Origin of the sequence: Luteolibacter sp., assembly GCF_039920825.1 — a bacterium.
Classification (GTDB): Bacteria; Verrucomicrobiota; Verrucomicrobiia; order Verrucomicrobiales; family Akkermansiaceae; genus Luteolibacter.
Genome location: NZ_JBDSCX010000091.1, coordinates 53,329 through 77,226, shown reverse-complemented (window position 1 = coordinate 77,226; position 23,898 = coordinate 53,329). Strand labels below are relative to the sequence as shown.

General features: G+C 59.8%; 18 protein-coding genes. 6 read left to right on the top strand and 12 right to left on the bottom strand.

Annotated elements, in window-relative coordinates; all coding sequences use genetic code 11:
* Positions 1 to 13 precede the first annotated feature (13 nt).
* The 8 genes from ABIQ96_RS27105 to ftsH all read right to left on the bottom strand — a co-directional run bounded on the left by ABIQ96_RS27105 (position 14) and on the right by ftsH (position 9,081).
* Positions 14 to 724: a hypothetical protein gene (locus tag ABIQ96_RS27105; protein WP_348217802.1), complete on the bottom strand. Its 711-nt coding sequence runs from the start codon at positions 722 to 724 to the stop codon at positions 14 to 16.
* A 34-nt stretch (positions 725 to 758) separates the two neighbouring features.
* Positions 759 to 1,778 (bottom strand): VWA domain-containing protein, encoded by a 1,020-nt coding sequence (locus ABIQ96_RS27100; protein WP_348217801.1) that lies wholly within the window; start codon positions 1,776 to 1,778, stop codon positions 759 to 761.
* Positions 1,772 to 2,686 (bottom strand): VWA domain-containing protein, encoded by a 915-nt coding sequence (locus ABIQ96_RS27095; RefSeq protein WP_348217800.1) that lies wholly within the window; start codon positions 2,684 to 2,686, stop codon positions 1,772 to 1,774. The genes ABIQ96_RS27100 and ABIQ96_RS27095 overlap by 7 nt, the downstream gene beginning before the upstream one ends.
* Positions 2,683 to 3,447 (bottom strand): hypothetical protein, encoded by a 765-nt coding sequence (locus tag ABIQ96_RS27090; RefSeq protein ID WP_348217799.1) that lies wholly within the window; start codon positions 3,445 to 3,447, stop codon positions 2,683 to 2,685. The genes ABIQ96_RS27095 and ABIQ96_RS27090 overlap by 4 nt, the downstream gene beginning before the upstream one ends.
* Entirely contained in the window at positions 3,444 to 4,307 is an 864-nt protein-coding gene (locus ABIQ96_RS27085; RefSeq protein WP_348217798.1) for a DUF58 domain-containing protein, read from the bottom strand. Before ABIQ96_RS27085 ends, ABIQ96_RS27090 begins: the two co-directional genes overlap by 4 nt.
* A gap of 1 nt (position 4,308) precedes the next feature.
* Complete coding sequence (locus ABIQ96_RS27080; RefSeq protein ID WP_348217797.1) at positions 4,309 to 5,301, bottom strand: MoxR family ATPase; 993 nt, start codon at positions 5,299 to 5,301, stop codon at positions 4,309 to 4,311.
* Positions 5,302 to 5,380: 79 nt separating this feature from the next.
* Positions 5,381 to 6,346 (bottom strand): arabinan endo-1,5-alpha-L-arabinosidase, encoded by a 966-nt coding sequence (locus ABIQ96_RS27075; protein ID WP_348217796.1) that lies wholly within the window; start codon positions 6,344 to 6,346, stop codon positions 5,381 to 5,383.
* Between the two features lie 368 nt (positions 6,347 to 6,714).
* Positions 6,715 to 9,081: an ATP-dependent zinc metalloprotease FtsH gene (gene ftsH / locus ABIQ96_RS27070; protein ID WP_348217795.1), complete on the bottom strand. Its 2,367-nt coding sequence runs from the start codon at positions 9,079 to 9,081 to the stop codon at positions 6,715 to 6,717.
* A gap of 164 nt (positions 9,082 to 9,245) precedes the next feature.
* On the opposite strand from ftsH, the gene ABIQ96_RS27065 reads away from it, so the two are divergent.
* A complete protein-coding gene (locus tag ABIQ96_RS27065) occupies positions 9,246 to 12,809 on the top strand; it encodes an ATP-binding cassette domain-containing protein (protein ID WP_348217794.1) in 3,564 nt (1,187 codons plus the stop codon).
* Here ABIQ96_RS27065 and ABIQ96_RS27060 read toward each other — a convergent pair.
* Positions 12,806 to 13,420 carry a hypothetical protein gene (locus tag ABIQ96_RS27060; RefSeq protein ID WP_348217793.1) on the bottom strand — a complete coding sequence of 205 codons (615 nt, stop codon included), beginning with the start codon at positions 13,418 to 13,420 and terminating at the stop codon, positions 12,806 to 12,808. The two genes, ABIQ96_RS27065 and ABIQ96_RS27060, sit on opposite strands and share 4 nt — an antisense overlap.
* Before the next feature lie 2 nt (positions 13,421 to 13,422).
* Positions 13,423 to 14,211 (bottom strand): ParA family protein, encoded by a 789-nt coding sequence (locus tag ABIQ96_RS27055; protein WP_348217792.1) that lies wholly within the window; start codon positions 14,209 to 14,211, stop codon positions 13,423 to 13,425.
* 118 nt (positions 14,212 to 14,329) lie between these two features.
* Here ABIQ96_RS27055 and ABIQ96_RS27050 point away from each other — a divergent pair, with 118 nt between their 5' ends.
* Genes ABIQ96_RS27050 through hisH form a run of 4 tightly spaced genes read left to right on the top strand, consistent with a single transcriptional unit; the run spans position 14,330 to position 18,837 of the window.
* Positions 14,330 to 16,513 carry a DUF255 domain-containing protein gene (locus tag ABIQ96_RS27050; protein ID WP_348217791.1) on the top strand — a complete coding sequence of 728 codons (2,184 nt, stop codon included), beginning with the start codon at positions 14,330 to 14,332 and terminating at the stop codon, positions 16,511 to 16,513.
* 34 nt (positions 16,514 to 16,547) lie between these two features.
* Positions 16,548 to 17,603: a PTPDL family protein gene (locus ABIQ96_RS27045; protein ID WP_348217790.1), complete on the top strand. Its 1,056-nt coding sequence runs from the start codon at positions 16,548 to 16,550 to the stop codon at positions 17,601 to 17,603.
* A 29-nt stretch (positions 17,604 to 17,632) separates the two neighbouring features.
* Complete coding sequence (gene hisB / locus ABIQ96_RS27040; RefSeq protein WP_348217789.1) at positions 17,633 to 18,226, top strand: imidazoleglycerol-phosphate dehydratase HisB; 594 nt, start codon at positions 17,633 to 17,635, stop codon at positions 18,224 to 18,226.
* Complete coding sequence (gene hisH / locus ABIQ96_RS27035) at positions 18,223 to 18,837, top strand: imidazole glycerol phosphate synthase subunit HisH (protein WP_348217788.1); 615 nt, start codon at positions 18,223 to 18,225, stop codon at positions 18,835 to 18,837. Before hisB ends, hisH begins: the two co-directional genes overlap by 4 nt.
* Positions 18,838 to 18,958: 121 nt before the next feature.
* On the opposite strand, the gene ABIQ96_RS27030 is transcribed toward hisH, so the two are convergent.
* Positions 18,959 to 20,377: an NHL repeat-containing protein gene (locus ABIQ96_RS27030; RefSeq protein WP_348217787.1), complete on the bottom strand. Its 1,419-nt coding sequence runs from the start codon at positions 20,375 to 20,377 to the stop codon at positions 18,959 to 18,961.
* 163 nt (positions 20,378 to 20,540) lie between these two features.
* Here ABIQ96_RS27030 and ABIQ96_RS27025 point away from each other — a divergent pair, with 163 nt between their 5' ends.
* Positions 20,541 to 22,133, top strand: a complete 1,593-nt coding sequence (locus ABIQ96_RS27025) for a bifunctional GNAT family N-acetyltransferase/carbon-nitrogen hydrolase family protein (protein ID WP_348217786.1) — start codon at positions 20,541 to 20,543, stop codon at positions 22,131 to 22,133.
* Positions 22,134 to 22,340: 207 nt separating this feature from the next.
* Here ABIQ96_RS27025 and ABIQ96_RS27020 read toward each other — a convergent pair whose 3' ends face one another.
* Complete coding sequence (locus tag ABIQ96_RS27020) at positions 22,341 to 23,030, bottom strand: hypothetical protein (protein ID WP_348217785.1); 690 nt, start codon at positions 23,028 to 23,030, stop codon at positions 22,341 to 22,343.
* Positions 23,031 to 23,898: the final 868 nt, after the last annotated feature.

Sequence of the window (23,898 nt, the reverse complement as noted above, 5' to 3'; positions counted from 1 at the left end):
TAACCAAGCAATTTCAGGAACCTTCGCCATCCATCGGGGCACCGGCTCCGGCACCGCGGCCGTCCTTCGGTTTCAACGAGGGCTTCTTGCCGGGCTTGTTACTGGCGCACTTGCCGGAGCAGCAGCCGTTGCATTGTTTCGGAATCGCCTTCCCGTAGAGTTCGAACGGATCCATGCGTGCGAGGCGGATGGTGGACTCAAGATCTTCCGCATGCTTCTGTGCGAGGACGGTATCTCCGGACTCGGCGGCACGTTCGGATAGAAGCTTTTGTTCCTGACGGGCGGCTTCGATTTCCGGTTCCCATTCGGTTTCCGGCAGTCCTTCGAGTTTCATCAGATAGGTCATGTAGAAACGCGAACTGGCCAGAGTGGCGAGCGTCTCGTCGCGGAGTTTGGTATCCGCTTTGGGATCTTCCGCGAGTTCACCGGCGAGTGTGGCGAGTTCCTCACGGGCCTTGGGAAGCTGCGCCGTTTCCATGCGGGCTTTTGCCAATTCGAGACGGATTTGGCGGGCTTCGGAAATGCGATCCTTCGGCAGCTTGGCGAGGGTTTCCTCGTAAGCGGCGACGGCGGCGGGCCAGTCACCTGCGTTGGCTTTCGATTTGGCGATATCCAGCAACGACGCGGTGGCATCCAGCGTCATTTGTTCACGGCCCGGGCCGTAGTGGTAGGCGAGCAATCCGACGGGGATCAGGCACCAGAAAGTGATGATGAGAGTTTTCATGGCATTAATTTAAGTCGTACGATGCACGAATTTGTCAGGGATGGGAAGCGGTGAGTTTCGAGGAACGGGAAATGGAGGTCCGAACCCGGTTAGGACCGGGATTCCAGCGCGAGCCGGCGAAATGCAGCAGCAGCGGCAGTCCCGCCAGCAGGAAAGCTCCGAGGGCGGTCAGGAAAATGGCAAGTTCGCGCTGGCCGGGAAGCCGGGCGCTGTTGTCAACCGCCAGGGTGCCGAGTCGTTGGAGCATGGCGGTGGGGACGAGTTTGGTGTTTCCATCGTGGTATTCGCCGCCGAGACGGGTGGCGATTTGCCGCAAGGTGACGCCGTCCTGACGCGAGTGATGGCCGTCGATGAATGTGCCTTTCAACGGGTCTCCCACTCCGGCGACGAGCACGCCACCGATGGATGGCGGCATCTTCGGCATGCCGGTGGCGGGGACGGAATCGCCGTCGCTGATGAGAACGAGCGTGGCGGATCCACGTGGCCATTTCGCGGCGATCCGCGCTGCTTCCGTTAGTCCGTCGAGCAGTTTGGTTTTTCCCGAGGGGAACGCCTGATGCATCGGGAGATCATCCATCAGGTTATGGAGGATTTCCAAATCGCGGGTTTCTTCAACGACCGCTTTCGCGCCATTGTAAACGGCGACGACGGTGGTGTGCAGCTTGTCATGGGCCGTGCGGGCGATGATGGATTCGACGACCGCGCGGGCGCGGGCCATGCGGCTTTCGTTAGCTCCGGGACCGGCGTCCCGCAGGCGCATGCTCGGCGAAACATCGAGAACTAACAGTAGGTGCTGCCGGTCCTTGGGCTCAACCTCCTTGACCACGGAGCGATGCGCGGCGGGTGGCAGAATCATCAAGGTCGCAAGTCCCCAGATCAAAGCGGCGAGTCCTGCAATGCGGATGAACGGCGCGGCCTTTCCCGCGAGTGCGGCCTTTTTTCCAGGACCGAATGCCAGCGCCGCCACACTCCGCACGCGGCCGAGATGCAGCCATTCGGCACCCGTGGCGAGCACGAGCGCGGCGAGAGCCAGAAGCAGCGGAGTGGTCACCATGGCGTGTGTCGGAGTCCGAAAAGCGTAAGAAGATACATCGCGCCGATCCCAAGGCCCGCCATGGAAAAGGGTTCGAAGAAATCGACGGGATCCGGTGTGACCCGTTTCATCGGGGCTTTCTGCATTTCATCGATCTTCGCGAAAATCGCTTTCAATGTACCGGGATCACCGGCGGAGAAAACCTCGCCGCCGGTGATGGAGGCGATCACGCCGACGGTATCGGGAACCCCTCCCTCGGCGACGTGGACATCGTAGAGTTTGATTCCGTTAGCTTTAAGGCTTTGCGCGATGGCCACATCCTGGCCGTTTTCTAGATCGTAGCTTTCGCCATCGGTGATGAGCACGATCATGCGGTCGCCTGAGTCACCGGCGAGCATGGTTTTTTCCGCCGCCCGCAGCGCCATGCCGATCATCGTACCGCCGAACCACGGTGGCAGATTCTCAGGTCGGAGAAAAGGCGGGGCGCATTTGAAGGCGGAAACGTCGTTGGTGAGCGGCACCCAGTTGAGCACACTGCTGCCGAAAACCGTTAGGCCGAAGGCGTCGCCCTTGCGGAACGAAATGAAATCGTTCACCGCGCCCATGGCGGCGTCGTAGCGGGTGCCGGAGCCAAATGGCGAAGTCATCGATCCCGAGACGTCGAGGCAGAACAGAATGTTGGTCATTTCCCGTTCGCTGCGCGGTTGTTCGAAACGACGCGGGCCTGCAAGGATGAAGATGGCGGTTGTTAGCAAAAGCAGCGGAAGCAGATCCGCCGATTTGAGCAGAAATCCCATCAGCCTCGCCCGCGGCAGCGGTTGGTGGTCGAAGGGCAGGGGAATCCGTCGTCCGCCGCGTTTCCAGAAAAACACCGCCAGCCCGAGCGGGAGGAGCAGCAGGGCAAACGACCATGGATGGGCGAAGGTCATTTGTAGGGAGCGAGCAATTGTCCGATATCGGCTTCGGAAGCTGTGGATTCACGCGAATGCAGCCAGCGTTCCAGAGCGAGAATGAGTGGCGAGGCTTCGGCATCGGAGCGGAGTTTCACCATCGCCTCTGCGGGAGAAAGCGCTGCGATGTCCGGCCGCTGTTCGCGCCAGTGGCCGATCACGAGGCGCTCCAGTTTCGCGCGGTCGTCGGATGATAGATTTCCCTTGGCAGCCTGATCGACCAGAGGACGGAGCCGTTCGGAAAGTGTCGGCGCAGCCGTTTTTTCATTGTCGCCGTTGGACGACTTTTTTTCCTTCCAGAACAAGATGGCAACCAGTCCGGCAGCCCAGAGCGATCCGAGGATTATCATCATCCTGCGATATCCGCCCAGTTCAGGCAATGCCCCTTGGCCGATCTCATGCGGCCTGACGATTCCCGGTGGCAGCGTGGCGGTGATCTCGAGCGCGATTTCCGGAATCACCGTCCCCTCGGGAGCTTCGAGGAAATCCGCCAGATTGTAATGTCCCGGATCGAGTCCCTGAATTTCAAAATCGTAGCGGCTTCCGTCCTTGGCGGGTTTGACTTCCAGAATTCTAACAGACAATGGAGGTTTGCTGTCGCGCCGTGGTTTCGCTTTCACCACGCCGCCGGGAATATAGATTTCCCGGATCTCCAGCGGCAGCCCGACACGCTGCGATGGAATCTCCGCCATCACTCCGGTGATGGCTAACAGGATGATGATGGAGATGCGGCGGATCATTGGCGGTTGCGGCGGGATGCTCCGCCACGGGCGCGGAGGAAATGGCGTAGCCTGCCGAGAAACGGAGTGCCGGGATGGATGACGAAATGATCGAGCGAGGCTTTCTTGAGCGACTCGGTCAGGCTGGCGGTGGTGGAAAGCAGCTTGCGTCCGTGGGTGAGGATTTCCCTGCCGGATTCCACCTCGCGGCCGCGAAACAAGCCTGCGCCCGTGATTTGGTCTTCCGCCGGATCTCGGAAAACGAGGCAGATGCAATCGTGTCGCGCGCCGACGAGTTTCAACGCCGCCAGGGCATCGGGGTCATGGAAATCGCTGAGGACGATGAGCATCGATCGCTGGGTCAACGACGGCTCTAACGAAAGTAGTCGTTGTCCCAAGGTGGTCGGCTCGTCGAACCGATAGGTGCGCAATGCGTGCAGCCATTGCAGAAGAACGTCACGTGACAGGCTCGGCTTCACCACGATATCCCGTCCACCCGCGCCTAGCAGGCCGACCGGACTGACACGATCCAAACAGGCCAACGCGATGCCGCCGGCGACTTGGAGCGCGAGTCCGTATTTTCCCGGCGGATGCGATGCGAGCGCCATCGATGCGGATGTATCGACTACCAGCCAGACGGGCATTTGCTTGGGCGTTTCGAATTGCTTCACGTGCGGCTTGCCGGTCCGCGCCGTGACCCGCCAGTCGATGGATTTCACCGGATCGCCCGGTTCGTAGCGGCGCGATTGGACGTATTCGAGTCCCTGGCCGAGGAATGGACTCCGATCCGTGCCGTAGCTCAGGCTGTCGGCGAGGCGTTTCACCGCGAGGAGAAACTGCCGGCTGTCGAGCGGTTCGCAATGCTGGAGGGAGTGTTCCATTTCAGGAAACGGAGGCTTCGAGAATCTCGCGCAACACGCCGGCAGCGGTTTTTCCTTCGGCCAGCGCTTCATAGCTCAGGCGGATTCGGTGCAGCATCGCGTCTTCGGCGAGAGCAAACAGATCTTCCGGCACCACATAGTCGCGGCCATGCAGCAACGCCCGGGCGCGTGACGATTTCAGTAACGAAATTCCGGCGCGCGGTGAGCAACCGAGTTCGAGATCCGGATGCTTGCGGGTGCGTTCCACCACATCGACGACATGTTTGAGGAAAACATCGCTGACGTGGATGTGGTTCGCCGCTTCCATCGCGGCGACGAGGTCCGCTTCGGTGCCGATGGCATCGCCTTGGATGAGGTCGAACTCGGTCCGAGCCACGGCTCCCGCGCCTTCGCGCTTCACGCCGAGTTTCAAATTCCGCTTCAGGATTTCCTCTTCCTCCGCCGATGTCGGATAGCCTAACCGGTGACAGAGCATGAAGCGGTCGAGCTGTGCTTCCGGCAGCTCGAACGTGCCGCTTTGCTCGATCGGGTTCTGCGTCGCGATGACCAGAAACGGCGTGGGCAGGGGAAACGACCGGTTGCCGATGGTGACCTTGCGTTCCTGCATTGCTTCCAACAGCGCGCCCTGCACCTTCGGCGCGGCGCGGTTGATTTCGTCCGCCAGAAGCAGGTTGGTGAAAACCGGACCTTGGTGGGTGCGGAACCCACCGGAACGCTCGTCGAGGATTTCAGAACCAAGAATGTCGGATGGCAGCAAGTCGATGGTGAACTGGATCCGCCGGAAATGCAGGTGCATCGCTTGCGCCAGCGTGTTGACCAGCAGGGTTTTTGCCAGCCCCGGCATGCCTTCTAGCAGGAGGTGGCCGCTCGTCAGCAGGGCGATCAGCATTCTTTCCACCACGACGTCCTGACCGACGACGATGGTCGCGACCCGCTGGCGGATGGCTTGGAGATATTCAGTTGTTTCGGAAACCGGAGGGGGGACGTTGCTCATCGAAATTCGGGTCTTTCCATTTACGAACACTAACTGCCACAGCGCCGGGGACTTGTCTGTAAAAACCGCTGGAAATGGCTCAGGGCTTGGGCCAGCCGTCATCGGCCCAGTGGATAGGCAGGTCGCCGATGGTGGCGAAGCCTCCGCGCTGCTTGTCGTAATAATGGAAAAACATCCGGGTTTCGTCCTTTTCCTGGATGAACGACGCATGGCCGGGACCCACGCGGTCGCCTTCGGATTTGAGGAAAAGCGTGCCGCCGCCGGTGGCGAGTTCGTTGCCGGTAGCGTCAAGATAGGGTCCGGTGATCTTTTTGCTGCGACCGATTCGGATCTCGTAAGTGCTCTTCAATCCCCGGCAGCAAAGGCCCCAGTTGACGAAGAGGTAATAGTAATCGCCGCGTTTCAGCAGGGCGGGGGCTTCGATGGATTCGTTCCATGCGAGTTGATGGACCTTGCGATGTTCGGCGTGGCGGAGGCCGGTTTTCGGATCGAGCTCAATGAGCTGGATGCCTGTCCAGAACGAGCCGAAGACCATCCACAAGCTGCCATTGGGATCGGCGAAGAGTTGGGGATCGATGGCATTGTAGGGATCATCCTTGCCGGAGCGGACGACGATTCCTTCGTCCTTCCATTGATAGGCAGGGTCCTTGGGATCGAGGGTAGGACTGCTGGCAATACCGATGGCGGAAACATTTTTTCCCCAGCCGGATACCGAGTAATAGAGCAGGTAGCGGTCACTCCGGTGAATGACGTCGGGAGCCCATAGGTAACCGCGATGGTCCGGAATGACCTCGCGATGCCATACGGGGAATTCCTTGAAAACCGTTCCGGCATCCTTCCACGTTTTCAAATCCGTCGAGGTGCGGGTGGAAATGCCGTTGCCGGTCGAGAAACAATACCAAATATCTCCTTGCCGGATGGGCGTGGATGGATCGTGAAAACGCGGCGTGCCCCAGTCCTTGCGATCCGGTTGCGCCATGGCGACCTGGCTGGTTAACAGTAGGGCGGTGAAAAGGATTTTTCTGATGATTCCTGGCGGTTTCATGTGCGGTGTTAGGTGGGGGCGTCGAGGGCGGCTGATGTCCGGTCGTTAAGTGATACCAGTTGTCGGAAGTATGGTGACTTCATCGTTGCGCGAAAAGCCCGGGATGACAAGGAGCCGCGACACTTTTGTCGTGAGGCGAATGCGGGGAAAAAGATGGGTCTATAAAGGCTTTTGCTTTTTCACTTCATTCGCAAGCACCACAAGAGTGTGGTGCCTCCATAAGGACCGAGACTTTCGGTCCACAGATGGAGTCATCCTATTTCCAAGATTTGGCATGTAGCGGGTGGCGAACGGGGTTTTGCACACAACGAAGAAGGGCGATCCGGAGACCGCCCTTCTTGTTTAGACTCTATGTCGATGATTGCCTGTTATGCCGGTGCTCCGACAGCGCCTGGAATCGGGCCGGGGCCTTCGGGGCGATCTTCTTCCGTGGCCTTGGCAACGGGCTTTTTCTTGAGCTCGTCGGGAATCGGAGGTGGCTTGGGAGCGGTCGGTGGATTGCGCATTTCACCGAAGTCGATGATGTCCTTGAGATGGGTGGCATCAAGCGTTTCGAATTCGAGAAGAGCCTTGGCGATGAGTTCCACCTTGTCGCGGCCTTCGTTGAGGATGCGGGTGGCGATTTCGTAGGCTTCGTCGATGAAGCGCTTGATTTCCTCGTCGATGGTCTGTGCGGTGCTTTCGCTGTAGTTGGTGCGGCGGCCTCCCATGTCGCCACGGCCGAGGAAGACCGGGCCGTCGCCTTCGCCGTATTCGACCATGCCGAGTTTGTCGCTCATGCCCCATTCGCAAACCATGTGGCGGGCGAGGGAAGTGGCTTGGCGGATGTCGCCGGAAGCCCCGTTGGAAACGTCGTCGCTGTGGAAACCTTCGGCGATGCGGCCACCCATCGTCACGATTAGATTGGCGAGCGCTTCCTTTTTCTGCGTCGAGTATTTGTCGCCGTCCGGAAGATACATCGTCGCGCCCAGGTAGGGGCCGCGGGGAATGATGGTGACCTTGTGTAGCGGGTTGGTGTCCGGCAGGACCATGTTGAGGTAGGCGTGGCCGGCTTCATGCCAGGCGGTGCCGGTTTTCTCCTTGTCGGACATGGCGAGACTGCGGCGCTCACGACCCCAGCGGACCTTGTCGCGGGCTTCTTCCATTTCGTCGAGAGTGACGGCGGAGAGTCCGCGGCGGGCGGCCAACAGCGCGGCCTCGTTGATGAGGTTGGCGAGTTCGGCACCGGAGAATCCGGGAGTGCCCTTGGCGATTTTGGAGAGATCAACACCAGCGGCGAGTTTGATCTTCTTGACGTGGACGCGGAGGATTTCCTCACGGCCGTTGACGTCGGGAAGGGAAATCGTGACCTGGCGGTCGAAACGGCCGGGACGGAGCAGGGCAGGGTCGAGGACGTCCGGTCTGTTAGTCGCGGCGATGATGATGACGCCTTCCTGGGTGTCGAAGCCGTCCATTTCGACGAGAAGTTGGTTGAGCGTTTGCTCGCGCTCGTCGTGACCGCCGCCCATGCCGTGGCCGCGATGGCGTCCGACGGCGTCGATTTCGTCGATGAAAATCAGACAAGGCGCATGCTTGCGGCCTTGTTCGAACATGTCGCGGACGCGGGATGCACCGACACCGACAAACATTTCGACGAAGTCCGAACCGGAGATCGAGAAGAACGGCACATCCGCCTCACCGGCGATGGCTCGGGCCAACAGCGTCTTACCAGTTCCTGGAGATCCGACCATCAGCACGCCTTTCGGAATCGAGCCGCCGAGCTTCTGGAACTTGCGGGGATCGCGGAGGAAATCGACGATTTCAAACAACTCTTCTTTCGCTTCCTGAATCCCGGCGACGTCCTTAAAGGTCACCTTGTTGCGATCCATCGTTAGAAGGCGGGCCTTGCTCTTGCCGAAGGACATCGCACCGCGACCGGCAGATTTCATTTGCTGGCGGAAAAGGAAAAATAGAACGCCCATGATCAGCAACAATGGCAGGAACATGGTGAGCATGCCGCTCAGATAGTCCTTGTTGCGCTTATAGACGGCTTTGTCTTTAACCAATTTGTTGAGATCGTCGCTCTGGATGGCGGTAGAGACGGCGACGCTGAACGGGACAGCATCCGCGACCTTGCCCTCGGCGTTCAATTTTTGCGGAGCGGCATCAACAATCTTGCGTGTTCCAACGATCACGGCGTCGTCGGAGCCGGCGGTGGTGAGGACGCGGAGCGAGTTTCCGCTGTCGTCGATTTCCACCAGATTCAGAGCCAGCGCCTTGCGAAGGTCGGCGAGTGAGAGGGTGTCGATCGCGTCGTTTTCCAGAGGTTTTTCGGTGGAGCCGTTGACTTGTTGAAAACGAATGTTGGTTCCTAGCAGCTCGTTGATTTCCTTACCTTGGAGGGCGAAGTTGACCAACACGCGGAAGTCCTTTTTAGGGGTATCCGTTTTGGGTGCAACCGGTTCAGGAGTGATCCAGCCGGTGATCGTGGCGTCGAAAGAGGTGTCGGTGGTGATGACTTCCAGCGGTTGCTTGGTGTTATCCACGAGGATCCGTCCCTGGTCCCACGCCTGGCGGAACTGGGAGTAGTTCATCTCCTTGACTGTCTTGTTCGTGATCGGATTGAAATAGGCCACTCCGAGGATCACGGTGGCGAGGCACATCAGCCCGAGTAAACGCCAGTTGAAGCCGTTGGCGTCGCCTGCGCCACGGTTCGGATTGTTGGAAGGCGGAGTTGAGTTCGGTGAGTCGGACATGGTTGTCTTGGAAATAGCCCGACGGTTGATCTCCACGCGAATCGGGTCGCGCGGCTGCAAGCCCGTCCGGGCGTGATTGAGGATACCGTAAGAGGGTGAAAAGCAAACCCCTTTTTTCGCACCAGCCCTTGCGGGTGGGCGCGGTGTCTGCCTAGAAACCCCTCGTGGATTCACCGACACCCCAGAAAGACCCTCCACCGTTGCCGCAGCGACGGATACGGTCGCTGAGCTGGCTGCGAGCGATTCCGGGGGTGGGGCGGCTGCGTGCGCTGCGGCCGGGAGCGGATGCGCACGTCGGGGTTCTGGTCGATGCCTTCGCGGCATTTGCGACCTTGGACGACGAGTTGAGCACACTGGAGGCGGACCTGATCCTGGACATGCTGCGCAGTGCGTTTCCCGAAGTGGACCATGGCTGGCTGGGGAGGCGGTTGCAGAAAGCCGTGCGGAATCCAAGGCCGTTGCAGGGATTGGCGATTGAGCTGAAGGACAGTTTCGACGATCCTGGCAAGCTCGCCTTAGGCTTGCAGCTCTTCACTCTGGTGGACGCAGCCGGGCGGTCGGAGCGCAACCGTTCGAGCTTTGAAATCTTCATGCGGCGTCTGGGGCGGCCGGATTATGGCGTGGCGATCCTCCGGGAAATGCGGGGAGATGCCGGTGAGGCGTCGGACGCGGAGCTCCCATTCGAGCGTCTCGTTTTCGGCCGGGATGGTGCGGATGTTTTGTTGCCGCCTGCTGCGAGCGATCACGAATTCCGGGTTTACCGCGCAGGGGATTTAATTCTGGTGAGAAACACCGGCAACGCTCCGCTGTGGATCCGCGGACGTTCGGTGGAAACAGGGTCGTTCCTGCGGATGCGTGAGCGCCAGCCGCTGGTGGTGCCGGGTTGGACCCTGAGTCACGAGGACCTGATGTTTTTCCTCGATGTGAAACGCACGGGCAACACCCCGTCGATTTACTTGGAATCCGGTTCCGGCGGCATGACCGCCGAGCGGACGCGGGGACGCCAAAGCGAGTTGCGGGTAAGCTTCGGACTTCAGGCTGAGGTCGAGGCCCTGCGCGACACCGAGCTTCAGGCCGGAAGCCGTGGAATGTTGAAAAAAGGCGACGTGGTGACCTGTCGGAATCACGAGCGCTTGGGAGATTCATCCGGCTTCAGTCTCTCCATCAACGATCTCCGCCGCAAGGCGACCCAGTCCGGTCGGCGTTTCCGGCTCGCGGGTGATCGGCAGGAATATCTGGTGTCCAACGACGCGGCGTCGCTATCACCGGGCGATTTGTTATTAGGTTCCAAGTTGTCGCCCAAGACCATTCTCTTCATTCGCTACGACGCGCAACGGGCACAGGGCGAAATGCTCATTCGGGAAAGCAATGGACCCATCCTCGTGGACGGCATCCAAGTGAAGCAAACGGCGACGCTGCTCGATGGTTCCCTGATCCGACTTTCCGGAAGCCAGGCGGTGCGGTGCCGTTTCAGCGAAGGGTTTCTCGATGAGGAACGGACTTTGATCGAGTCGCTGCAGGTTGAGGATTTGATCCATGATTTCGGACCGGATTCACGGGCGCTCGATCACGTCAACTTTGAGGTGAAACGCGGTGAAATGCTCTGCATCATCGGTCCGAGCGGTAGCGGGAAAAGCACTCTGCTGGCCGTTCTATCAGGCCAGCGCGAGCCGACCCGCGGCAAGGTGAAACTGAACGGTATCCCGCTGTACGAACGTCGGGAACGGTTGGTTCCCTTCATCGCCCACATGCCGCAGGAAGAGGCGCTCAATCCCCAGCTAACTGTTCGCGAGCATCTGCGGCACGCCGTCACGATCCGTCGCCCGGCGCTTTCGCTGGCGGAGCACGAGCGTCGCGTGGACAGCATGTTGGCCGAGCTCGGGTTGCAATCCATCGCCCAGCGGCGTGTGGGATCACCCGGCGACAAGACGATTTCCGGCGGCGAGCGCAGCCGTCTCAATCTCGGCGTGGACCTTGGCAGCCGGGCGGAGGTCTTCCTGTTCGACGAACCGATTTCGGGACTGTCGTCCAAAGATTCCGAGCACGTTGCGGAAACTCTGCGATCGCTGGCCCGCGAGAAAATCGTCATCGCCACGCTGCATCGTCCGGGCGCTCCGGTGTTGCGATTGTTCGACAAGGTGCTGCTGCTCGATAGCGGTGGGCGTCTCGCTTATTTCGGCACCCCGGCCGCGATGGTGGGTTATTTCCGCGATGCTTGCGAGGAGCTGTCGATTTCGCATCCCTCAGTGACGGCGATGTCGCCGCTGGGAGCGGATTTCGTTTTCGATGTGTTGGAAACTCCGCTGAGCTCGATCGGCGGTGGATCTAACACAGGTGCGGCCCGGCGGTTTCCATCGTCGTTCTGGCAGGAGCGGTTCGAGAGCGTGGACCTGATGCAGTCGCTCCAGCTAGGCGGCGGACCTGTTTCCAAACTCGGCGAGTTCAAGCCTGGTGAACGCCTTCCGGTGCCGCCGAAACCCACGCGCCGGCTGCGTGCGGTGTTGTCGGTGTTCTCCACCCATTTTCAGCGTTCGCTGCTTTCGAAACTGAGGAACCGTGGCACGATTTACAGCACCTGTCTGGAGGCTCCGTTGCTAGCCGCGCTGATCGCGATTACGCTGCGGTCGTCGAAGGACGGACCCTACGAATTTTCCTCGGCCCTGCACATACCCGCCTATCTGTTTCTCAGCGTGACGGTGGCGATGTTTCTGGGATTGACCAACTCGGCGACCGAGGTTCTCCGCGACCGGCCAATCCTTCGTCGCGAGCGGAATTGTCAACCGGGTGCGGGCTCCTACGTGATGGCGAAATTCGCGGCGCTCGGCATCGTGGCGGCGGTGCAGTGCCTGGCCTATCTGGTAGTCGGAAACTATTTCCTGGAGATCGACGGCACGCTGACGGACCTCTGGCTGTGGATGACACTAACCGCATGGACCGGCACCGGCATGGCGCTGGTGATTTCCTCCATGGTGAAAACCGAACGCGCCGCTCTAACGGCCGTACCGCTGCTGCTGGTTCCCCAGATGTTGCTGGCGGGGGCGCTTGTTCCTTACCGCGAGATGAACCACGGCCTGTTTGAAAATGCGGAGGAGGTCCGCGACCGGGGTGGGGTTCCGGTGCCAGCCTCCATCATGCCGCTGCGTTACGCCTACGAGGCGATGGTCATCGCCCAAGCCACGCGCAATCCTTTCGAATCGGAACGCCTGCGGCTCCAGCGCCGGATCGACAAGGTCAGGAGTCTGAAGGAACCGATGAACGCCCAGCAGGGCGAACGTTTCGAGCTGGTCAAGGAAGGTCTCCGCAGGTTGCTTGCAGCGGGCGCGACGTCGCGGGACGAGGCGGAAAACATGATCACCCGGGTCCGCCGGATTTCCACCTCCGGAACACGTATCGAAGTGGAAACGATGAAAGTCTGGCCTGACGACTCAACGAAAGTGCGTCCGGCGTCCGAGTTCTTTGTCAATGAACGGATCGATCTCGTAGTCCGCGAGGCCGAGACCTTCCGTAACGACTATCGGAACAAGGACCGGCGGGTCGTTTTCTATGCTCTCAAGAAGCCGATTCCATTCATGAATCATGCGGTGGAGCGACCCACCGGTGAATACGTCGAGAGCGACGATGAAATGGATACCGACCGATATTGTGGCTTCATTCTGGCCAGCATCATCATTGGCTGCGGATTGATCTCCACCGTGACGATTTCCCGGCAGAACCGGCAGACCCGTTAGGCGTTCTCAGCCGGCGGCGAGGCGACTTGGTTGAGAGCTTCCATCACCGCGACCACTGACGGCGGCGCGAGTGCTTCCGGAACCACCGCGCCAAGGACCAGGCAACCGTAAGCGGTTTCCACGGGGATGACTTCCAGCGTGGCACCGGCACCGATTTTCACATGGACGTTGCCAGCCGAAGCGCCCGGACGACGGGAGGCGAGTGCGAGGCTGCGGGCGAGGAAATGTAGGCGGCCGTGGCTGCTTTCGTCGAAAATCACCGCGCCTTCGCGGTCGAGAATGAAAATCCCGGTGGCTGAGAAATGGTGGCGCATCCAATCCCTGAATCGCTGAATCCGTTCGAGAAACGGTCCTCGGGCGGTCGTTTGATTTTCAGGCAGCGGGGGTGGAACCTGCATCTCTGGAGGCGGAAGACTCGCTACCTCGCGGGGTGGCGGTGGAAGAGCGGGGGCGGTTGCTTGGACGGCAAGCTGCTCGGTCGCGTAGCCGACAAATCCGTTATCAAATCCCGCGTCCTCGACGCTCATTTCGGGTTCGCGGTTAGGTCTCATCAGCCGGTCCGCCAGACGCCGGACTTCGATGGGATCGAGCCATGGATAAATCGGGTCCATTTTCAGCGTGTGGCGTAGTGGCCGCTGTTCGGTTCGAGTTTCGCTTCGATTTCCGCACGCAGGGAATCGAATACCACCTGTGCGCCCGCACCGTCCTCCAGCACGCCGATCGGCAGACCGCGGGCGCTGGCCCGGACAAACAATCCGTCGCGCGGGATTTGCGTTTGGAAAACCATTTCCGGCGGCAGCAACTGACGCAACGCCGCAGCCGCCTCGGTGCTTTCCGCGAGATCGTTCTGCACCATGGTTAGGCAGACGCCGAGCACGCTCAGCCGGGGATTCATCACCCGCAGGCGGTTCAGGCCTTCCAGCAGTTTCGGCACGGAGCGGATCCCTAACGGCTCGGCCTGTTGGGGAATCATGATCGCGTCGCTGGAGGCGATCACGTCGCCGGTGACGCCGAATAGCCCGGCCGCCGTATCGATCAAACAAAGGTCGAAGCCGCGGGTAGCCACGCTGCGGAGAAATGCCCGGACGCGCGCCAGATGGGCACCCATGCCGGCACCGCCCGCTTCGTAGTCGCTGGCCTGGCCGCTCGCTACCAAAGAAAATGTTTCCAGCCGCGTCGGCACGATCAGGCGGTCCAATGGAATCCCGGGATCCGCAAGATAATCATAAAATCCCGCGAGCAACCGCGATTGACGGGTCAGCGAAAGCCCGACGGAGCCTTGGGGATCCGCGTCCACGAGCAGGGTTTTCACCCCGGCCCGGGCGAACGAGTGAGCGAGGTTGATCGAGACGGTGGTTTTACCCACTCCTCCTTTTTGGCTGGATACGGCGATACTGATCACACTGCGAAGGGAATTGTGGCGCAAAGGTAGCTTCGGCTTGCCACATCGGAAGTCTTTTCTTCAAGATGCGGTCGCCAAGGGAATGATCACTCCCGTTTGCGGTCCCCGTCCCATTTCCATGAATTCACGATTTCCCTATGGTTCGTCAGCAGTCGCCATCGTTCTGGGTGGCATGATGCTTGGAACCGGGGGCTGCAGGAAATTGAAAAGCGCGGAAAAACAAGCCACTACCGTTCCGGCAGTAGTGGCCTCCGAACTCGATTCGAACGGCCTTGGGGCGTTTCCTGGCGCGGTCTACCGCAGCCAGGCGGGCTCTCCGATTCATTGGCAGCCGTGGACTCGCGAGACGATGGACCGTGCGAAAGCCGCCAAACGGCTGGTGTTCGCGGTGATCGCCATGCCCCAACAACCGGGATTTCAAAGTGTGCTGGCTTCGTTGGCGTCCGACCCCGCCTTGGTTGGGGCGATCAACAGCACCTATGTGCCGGTGCTCGTCGACGGAGATGCGGCCCGCGAGATCGGTCTTCTAACGGCGGATCTTTGCGCGGAAATCAAGCGCCCTCTGCAACTCCCGTTGTTCGTCTGGATGACTCCGGACGGTGATCCGGTCGCTTGGATTCCCGTGAGCAAATCGTCGTCTAGCAATGTTGCGGATTTGTTCAACCAATCCCATTCCATGGTTTCCCGGATGTGGGCCGAAGACTCGGCATATGTCGTGAAAAACAGCGGTCTCGACAACGCCGCGCGACGGGCCCGGATCTCCCAGCGGAAGAACGCCAACGTGATGAGCGAGCAGCCGGCGGAGGACGTCGTCCGCAGCATCCGGCAGCTTGCATCATTTTACGACCCCGCGTCGCGCAGTTTTGACGAGGCCGGCGGATTGTTTCCGGCCGGTTCGCTCGATCTTCTTGCCACCGCCGCCATCCAGCCCGGGCTTCCGGCGGACACGCGGCTGCGCTGCATCGATACCACGCGTGAGTTGTTAGTCGATCTGTTGCCGAGCGCGATGTTCGATCCGCTCGACGGCGGCGTGTTTACTTCCCGCCGCGGAACGTCGTGGGCGCTGCCTTCATTTTCCCGGGACTGTCTAACACAGGGGCGGGTGGCGATCGCGCTGATGGATGCCTATCGGGCGACCGGGGACCAACGGGCGCTGGAGAAGGCGCTGGGGTTGATCACGTTTTCGGAAAAAACCTATCTAACGACCGAGGGGCTGTTTTCCGTGGGCATGTCGGTCGAGACGAATCCCGCGTCGTGGTTGTGGAGCGTCGAGGACATCGAAAAGGAACTGCCACCGGAAGACGCGAGTTGGTGGATCAAGGCGACGCAGATGAAGGGTCTTGGAAACCTGCCGTCGGAAGTGGATCCGCGCCGCGAATTTTTCCGCTGTAACAGCCTGGGGATCGGCCAATCGCTGACAGAAATCGCGTCGGCCCAGTCGCAGTCACCCGAAACATTCGCGCCGCGATTTGATTCGGCGCGGAAAATCCTTTTGAAGGTCCGCAATGCCCGCTTGGGACCGATGGTTCGCGACGATTGTTCCCACGCCGCCGCCACTTTCCGGATGGTATCGGCCTATGCGGCGGCATTCGGCGTCACGGGCGATGATAAATTCCTCAAAAAAGCGGTCGATCTGTTGGAGAAAGCCCGCGCTGCTTTCGCTGAAGGGCCGAAGCTGCGCGAGTTTTCCAAAGATGCACCCAAATCACTGGGGGAGGGGCGGGCATTCATTTATGGTCTCGCCCTACAGGCGGCGATCGATGTTTCCGCGATCACCTCCGACGACAAATGGCTGGTCTGGTCGGAAGACCTCGCCACCACTGCCGCCGAGCTTTTTACGGACAGCGAGTTTCTCAAGGAATGTCCCGACGATGCGAAAATCATCGATCTGCCGGTGACGGATCTGGTCATGCTTTTCGACGATTCCACGGCAGGCATGATTTCCTTCGCCGAATGTCGCCTTGCCGAGCGCGGGCGTCCGCTGGTGAAGACTTTTAGCGAATTGGCGACGCCGCTTCCCACCTACTCGGTGGACCGGCCGATCCTGCATACCGACTTGCTGCAGGCGACGATCGCCCGCGAGTTCAAGGTGACGGTCATTGCCGGCGCGAATATTTCCGCAGACCTGAAGCTGGCCACCGAGCGGCTGCCGCCAAGGATGATTCAGCGTCGTGCTGCAAAACCTGCGGATGAAATTCCGCCGGGCATGGTTAAAGTCCTCTTTTCAAACGACAAATCGCGGCTCGTTTCCACGGTGCAGGCGCTGCAAGAAGCGGTCTTGCCCTCGAACCCGAAATTATAAACGCTCCTCCAAGCAAGTAACCCACCGCCCATTGATGAAAACGAATCCCGCACTTCTCGCCCTGATTTCCTTGGCTGTCTCGCTTCCCGCCAAGGCCGACAAATTCACTCTCAAGGACGGAACTACGCTTGAGGCTACGATCTCCAGCGAGGATGCGAGTAACTATGTGCTGGAAGTCCAAGTAACGAAGAGCATCCGGGACGAGCGCAAGGTTCCTAAAGCCGATGTGGTGAAAGTGGAGCGCGCCCAGCCGGATTTGAAGGCGTTTGAGTCCATCGCGAAATTGGTGCCCACCCCGGATTTGTTGACCGATGAGGAATACGGAGTCCGGATCAACGCCGTCATGAAATTTCTCAAGGACTACCCCGCCGGAGACAAGGCCAAGGACGCGAAAGCCATGCTGGCCACCCTGAAAGCGGAATCCGCCCAGATCGCCTCCGGCGGTATCAAAGTGAATGGCTCCATCGTTTCTCCGGCCGAGTACAAGTTGAATGCCTACGATCTCGACGCCCGCGTCGCCGAGGCGAGCATCCGCAGTCTCGTCGCTCAGGGAGAGACGCTGGCCGCGCTCCGGGCGTTTTCCGATTTCTGCAAAAACTTCCAGAGCACGAGTTCGTTCGGTTCTTTGTCCCCTTTGATGCAGCAAGTGATCAAGACTCACGTGGCGGAAGCCAAGGAATCCCTAAGCACGCTTGACGCCCGCCTCAAGAAACGGGCGGCCGGCTTGGAGCAAATGTCTTCCGAAGATCGCGGGATCACCGATAGTGCGATCAAGGAAGAGGACGCCGCGTTTGAGGCCCGATTGAAATCCGAGAAGGATGCCCATCAAAGTTGGGTTACGCCGAGCCCTTTCAATAAGGCGAGTTTGGAAGAGACCATTCGTTTTGGCGAAGCGGAATTAGTTCGCCTCGGCTCGGTCAAGACGGCGCTCGGACAGGATGGCGGCAGAACTTGGCGCGAGGCTTGGGCTGTTATCCACAACAGTGGAAACCCGACTGCCGTCTCCACTGCCATCACCAATGCGCGGACCGTAGGAATTTCGCCCAAATACCTCGCGATGCTTGAAGAGGCCGCCAAGGTGAAAAAATAAGCCTCCGCTCGGGATTCCCATTCGCTTTCATGTCCACGCCACGCACCGCCAGCCGCAGCCGCAAGACCGCGGAGACCTCCATCGAACTGTCGATAGATATCGACGGCTCCGGAGTTTCCAAAATCGACACCGGCATCCCTTTCTTCGATCACATGCTAACGCTGTTTTCGAAACACGGACTGTTTGATCTCAACGTCAAAACCGTCGGCGACACCGATGTGGATTTCCATCACACCATCGAGGACACCGGCATCGTTATTGGCGACTGCCTGCGCGAGGCGCTCGGCACCAAGGAAGGCATCCGCCGCTACGGCTGCTGTTATCTGCCGATGGATGAAACGCTCGCCCGTGTTGTCGTCGATCTCAGCAACCGTCCGCACCTTGAGTTCCGCGCGCCTGCCGGAACTCCGTCAGCGCCTAACATGCCGTTCACTCTGGTCGAGGAGTTCTGCCGCGCCGTCGCATCCAACCTCCGCGCGAACATCCACGTCGAGCTGTTGTACGGTCGTGACGGCCACCACATCGCCGAAGCGATTTTCAAAGGACTCGCCCGCGCCCTTCGCGACGCGTGTGAGAAGGACCCGCGGGTGAAGGGCATTCCCAGCACCAAGGACGCGTTGTGAAAACCGGCATCATCGACTACGGCGGCGGCAATTTGCGCAGCGTCGCCAATGCCCTGCGTTCGCTCGGTGAGGATCCCGTCATCATCGCCAGTCCCGACCAGATCGGCGATACCACGCATCTGCTGTTGCCCGGCCAAGGCGAATTTGGTGATACCATGCGGCGTCTCGACGAGCGCGGCCTCACGCCGTTTCTCAAAAACTGGATCGCCGCGGACCGCCCGTACTTCGGCATCTGCGTCGGCTATCAGATTCTGTTCGACGGCAGCGAGGAAGCTCCGGAAACCGCCGGACTTGGCATCCTCCCCGGCACCGTCCGCCGCTTCCACGACGAACCCGGCCTGAAAATCCCGCACATGGGCTGGAACTCCGCCACCGCCACCCGCGGCGACACCCGCGTCTGGCAGGGCCTCGGCGGGGATCCGTATTTCTACTACATCCACTCGTTTTTCCCCGAGCCCGCCGCGCCGGATGCCGTCGTCGCGCAAACCACCTACGGCACCCAGACCTTTGCCGGCGCCGTCGAGCGCGGCAACCTCTTCGCCTGCCAGTTCCACCCGGAAAAAAGCCAGGAAGCCGGCCTCCGCCTGATCCGGAATTTTCTGGGGCTGTGAACTCGTGAATAGGTTGGATTTGTCGATAACGTGAAACTCATATCAGAGAATCACTCGGCAAGGCGACGGATCTAGATCGCTAGCGAGTGCTCGTTTACGCTCGAAACCACATCGAGTCGGATCAGCGCTTCACGTAGCAGACCTTCGTTGCGCTCCTGTTTCCCACGGAGTCCACAGCGTAGATGCTGATTTTGTTTCTGCCGGATGCGAGGATGGCGGTGAATTTCCAGCTAGTGGTGCCGCGGGCTAGCTTCCATTCCCCCGAGCCGATGCGGTAATACACCTTGGAAATCCCATATGTGTCGCTTGCGGTGCCCTTGATATTGAGCTTGGAGAAAGTGACCTTACTGGGAACCGGGCCAGTCGCGGCGAGACGCGGCTTGGTCACATCCGGCGGGAAGCGAAGGACGCGGTTGTGATAGCTGTCGGGCACCCAAAGGTTTCCCTCGGGATCAACGAACAGACTCATGTAAGGACGATCCAAATTGCGGTTCGTCATCGCCGAGATGTTGGTGGTGAAGTTTGGCTGGCCGACCACACGGTCCGCTGCGGAGCCAGTCGGCTTACTGGATGCATTGAAGAAACAGACGACGCGATTGTTGTAGAAATCTGATACCCAGAGCGAGTCATCTGCCGTGAGATGTAGGCCGAAGGGAGTGTCAAACTGAGTTGCGCTGGTGCCTGCCGAAGTCGTGAAAAAATCCGGTTGCCCGAGCACTGCACTAGCGCCCGCCCCATCTTCGAGATTTGCCGCATTGTCGAAGCGAAGGATACGGTTTCCGGTTGGACTGGCGACAAACAAAGTGCCATTTGCCGAAACCGTGATGTCGGTGGGGAACCGTGTTTCCGAGGAGCCCGACCCAATAGAAGGACTACTTAAAAAGTTGAACTGGCCAATGACTCCGTCCGCAGCGGCACCACTGGGCTTGGTGCTGATGGAGTCAAATCTCAAAACCCGGTCATTGATGCTATCCGCGACCCAAAGCCGATCAGCTGTGTCCACAAAAACTCCATACGGGTTTTTCATCTTGGTGGCAGTGGTCCCGGATTCGTAGGTCGTGAAGTCCGGTTGGCCGTAAACGCGATCTGCCGTGGGAAAGCTGCTCCGACTGCTCGCAGCTTCAAACATCACCACTCGATTGTGTCCACCGTCAGCGACCCACAGTTGACCGTGTTGATCAAAGAATATTCCCCTGATATGCCCGAATCCCGTCGCTCCCGATCCCGCAACTGCGGTGCTGAAGTCGGGTTGACCAAATACCGCTTCCGCCTTTGCGCCATCGGTGAGTGATTGGTAATTGGAGAAACGCAGGACTCGAAAATTGTTCTCTTCTGCCACGAAAAGCTTGCCGGTGATAGGATCAATCGTGATCGCAGATGGATTATACATCGTGGAGGCGCTTTTTACTCCAGAGTTCGCCATGGTGAAATCCGGCTTGCCGAGGACGAGGTCCGCGATGGCGTAGTTCGGAATCGTTTTGTCAGCGGCAGCAAACTGGCACAGGGCGGCGAACCAGATGGCAATCAAAGGAAGTTTCACGGAGTGGGCCTATTGCTGAATGCCAAGAAGGTCAAACTCCATTAGGTAATGTGCCAAGGCAAACATTCTGAGTTCAAACAATCGATTTTTCATAATTCCATCCGGAATTTTCTGCGACTCAGCTCCGCTTGACCCGGGCGCGGATCTCGGGACACTTGGCCCCATGGATTCTTCCACGTATCAAAGCAAAGCCGGGGAAGTCCTCATCCGCCAAGTCGAACCCGACGATTTTCCCCGCCTCATCGAGCTGAACAGCAAGGCATTCCCCCTGCTGGGTGAGGAAAACGTCGTGTGGAGCGTGCGGCAGTTGCACAATCATTTGAAGGTATTTCCCGCCGGACAACTCGTCGCGGTGATCGGTGGCCGCATCGTGGGCGCGGTTTCCTCGCTGGTCATCAAGGCGGACCGCGATCCCTACCGGCAGCACACCTACGCGGGCGTCACCGACGGCGGCTACTTTCACAACCATGACCCGAGCGGCGACACGCTTTACGGCGCGGATGTCTATGTCGATCCGGACGACCAAGGAATGGGCATCGGTGCGGCGCTTTACGAAGCCCGCCGCGTACTTTGCAAGCGGCTCAATCTGCGCCGCATCCTTGCCGGAGGCAGGCTCGCCGGTTATGCCGCGATGGCCGCCGGGCTAACACCGGAAGAGTATGTCCAGCGGGTCAAGGACGGCGAGATCCGCGACAACGTCTTGAGCTTCCAACTGCGCGAGGGCTTCGTCGTCCGCGGCATCCTGCGTAACTACATCACCGATCCGGTCAGCCTTAACCACGCAAGCCTGATCGAGTGGCTCAACCCCGACTACGTCGAAACGGAACCCTCGTCGAAAGTCCGCATCGCCTGCGTGCAATATCAGGTGCGTAAAATCGACAGCTTCCAAGACTTTGCCAATCAGGTGGAATACTTCGTCGAGACGGCCGCCGACTATCGCTCGGACTTCGTGTTGTTCCCCGAGTTCTTCACCGTCCAGCTCCTTTCCTTCATCGAGCCGCTGTCATCCATCCAAGGCATCCGCCGGCTCTCCACCGATTTTACCGGTCCCTTCATCGAACTGATGTCCGGCCTCGCACAGAAATACGGCCTCTACATCATCGGCGGCAGCCACCCGATCGAGGAAGACGGCGAACTCTATAACAAGTGCCTGATATTTGATCCCGAGGGCCGCTACATCGCCCAGCCGAAACTCCACATCACCCCTTCGGAAAAACGCTACTGGGGCATTTCCGGCGGCAGCGAACTGATCGTCCTGCCTACGCCCAAAGCGAAGATCGCGGTGCAGATTTGTTATGACGTCGAGTTCCCCGAGGCCACCCGCTACCTCGCGGACCAGGGGGTGGACATCCTCTTCGTCCCGTATTGCTGCGACGACCGCCACGCCCAGCTCCGCGTGCGTTACTGCGCCCAAGCGCGGGCCATTGAAAACCAGATCTTCGTCGCCACCGCCGGCGTCATCGGCAATCTCCCGAGCGTCCCCGCGATGGACATCCACTACGGCCAGGCCGCGGTGTTCACGCCGTCCGACTTCGAGTTCGCCCGCGACGGCATCCAAGCCATCGCCGACTCCAATGTGGAAACCTTGTTAGTCACCGACATCGACACCGGCGACCTCTATCGCTCGCGCGCCTCCGGCTCCGTCACCCCCCGCCTCGACCGCCGGACGGATCTGTTTGATTTCAAAGTGAAGCTGAAGAACCTCGACACCAGCATCGAGCTAACCGAAGCCCCGGAAATCAAGCTGCCGAAGTAACGACGACGGGAACGCGACCCTCCGCAATTGGAGCGTGAATCCAGAGTCTGCACTAGCAGACCTGACAAAAATGGCGCAGCCCAGAATGGCTGGCCCCTAGGCAAATTCATTTCGCGCGAAATCTTCATACCTGGCCGCTCAAAAAAACAGGAACCGCCTTCTCCACGGAAAACGGTTCCTGCCCCGATCTTCAAACGGTATCAGGAGTTAGGGAATCACCGTCACTTGGACGACCTGGCTGTATCCCGGCAAGACCGTGTCGCCGTCCAGATAGGCCGCGCGGTATTCGCGGGTTTCCGGCACTCCGGCGACGGCCAGCGGGCGGGTGTCCGCGAACGGGCTGTAGAGATCCACTCCCAGATCCACCCACGCGCCGCCATTGGTGCGGCCTTGCAGTTTCACGCCGGTCCAACCGCTCTTGTTCCACGACAATGTCACGCTGCCCGCCGTCGCATTGACGACTCCCAGCGTCGGCACCAGCGCTGCGGCCGATTCATCCGTGGCGATGATGCCCAGATCCTGGCCGATCGTTTCCGTGTAGCCGGGACGGGACTTGATGTTCTGCACCAGCTTGCGCAGGCGCGTCATCGCACCCGGCAGGATCGCCGCCGGATAGGCGGGCGGAGCCACCGTTCCCGGCAGGGTCGCGGGCAGCGGCGCGGAGGCGTCACCTTCCTTGATGAAGTTCTTGTATTCCACCGTCGCCGCCAGCGACTGCCGCTCCGCCGGCACCCGCACGTTGAGCAGATAGATCACATAGCTGATATCCGCCTGTGTCGTTGTCACGTCTGCCAGTAGCAGGCCGAGCGTGGCGGCGTAGTTGGAGAGTTTCGGTCCGAAGTTGGTCAGCCATGGGACCAGATCGGCTTCGGGGGTGGGAATGGGGCTTCCTGCCATGATGTTAATTCTTTCTTGTTTTGTGTGGTTGATAGGACTCCGGCAGTTATTCCGCACGTTTGGATAGACGCCGGAGCCCAATCCTCAATACTGCTAGAAATTTCCGCCTGATTGTCAATGTACCTTTTCGGCACTATTTTCGCACTTTTGGGTGACGGGAAACCGTTCCGGCGGCCTCCTCTAACCCCATTCGCCCCCGTATGTGAGTTCGACCCGCCTTGGAAAACTAACTTCTACCCAAGGAAGTCGCTCCCCTCCCGGGGGAAGAACCCTGCTTCCTCCGCCACGGGGCGGCTTTCCCCGGGGAAGACTCAAGTTTCCCAAGGGAACCGGCCCATGCCCCCGGGGATGCGAGCCGTGTCCCCGGGGAAGCAGGTCTTGTCCCTGGGGAAGAATCTTCCTTCCCCGGGGAAACTCCGTCCATACCGGGGAATCTGCTCCCGCCCCCGGGGAAGACCGCTGCTTCCCCGGGGAAGATCCATTCTTCCCCCGGGAAACTCCGGCCAAAACGGGGAAGACGGCCGCACCCCCGGGGAAACAACTCCCGCCCCGAGGGAAGGGGATGCCGCCCCCGGGGAAAACGGCCGCTTCCCCTGTCTGAATTCGTTCTTCCTCGGGGAAGATCCAATCTTCCCCTCGCAATCGTTGGAAGCAGTAGGGAAAGCGCCGTTTCGTCGGGTTCACGCCAGCGAATTTAGTGACCACCTTGTTTTCCGTTTCAGCAAGAAAATGCAGCCCAGTTTTCCCAGATCTGGAAAGTCGCCCGCAACGTCTCCGACCCCGGCCAAGCAGCCCAAAAAATAGGGGTGATCTCACGCCGTCGGTTTCCGATTCGAGCCCGCTTGCAAGCCGCCGATCCTTATGCACG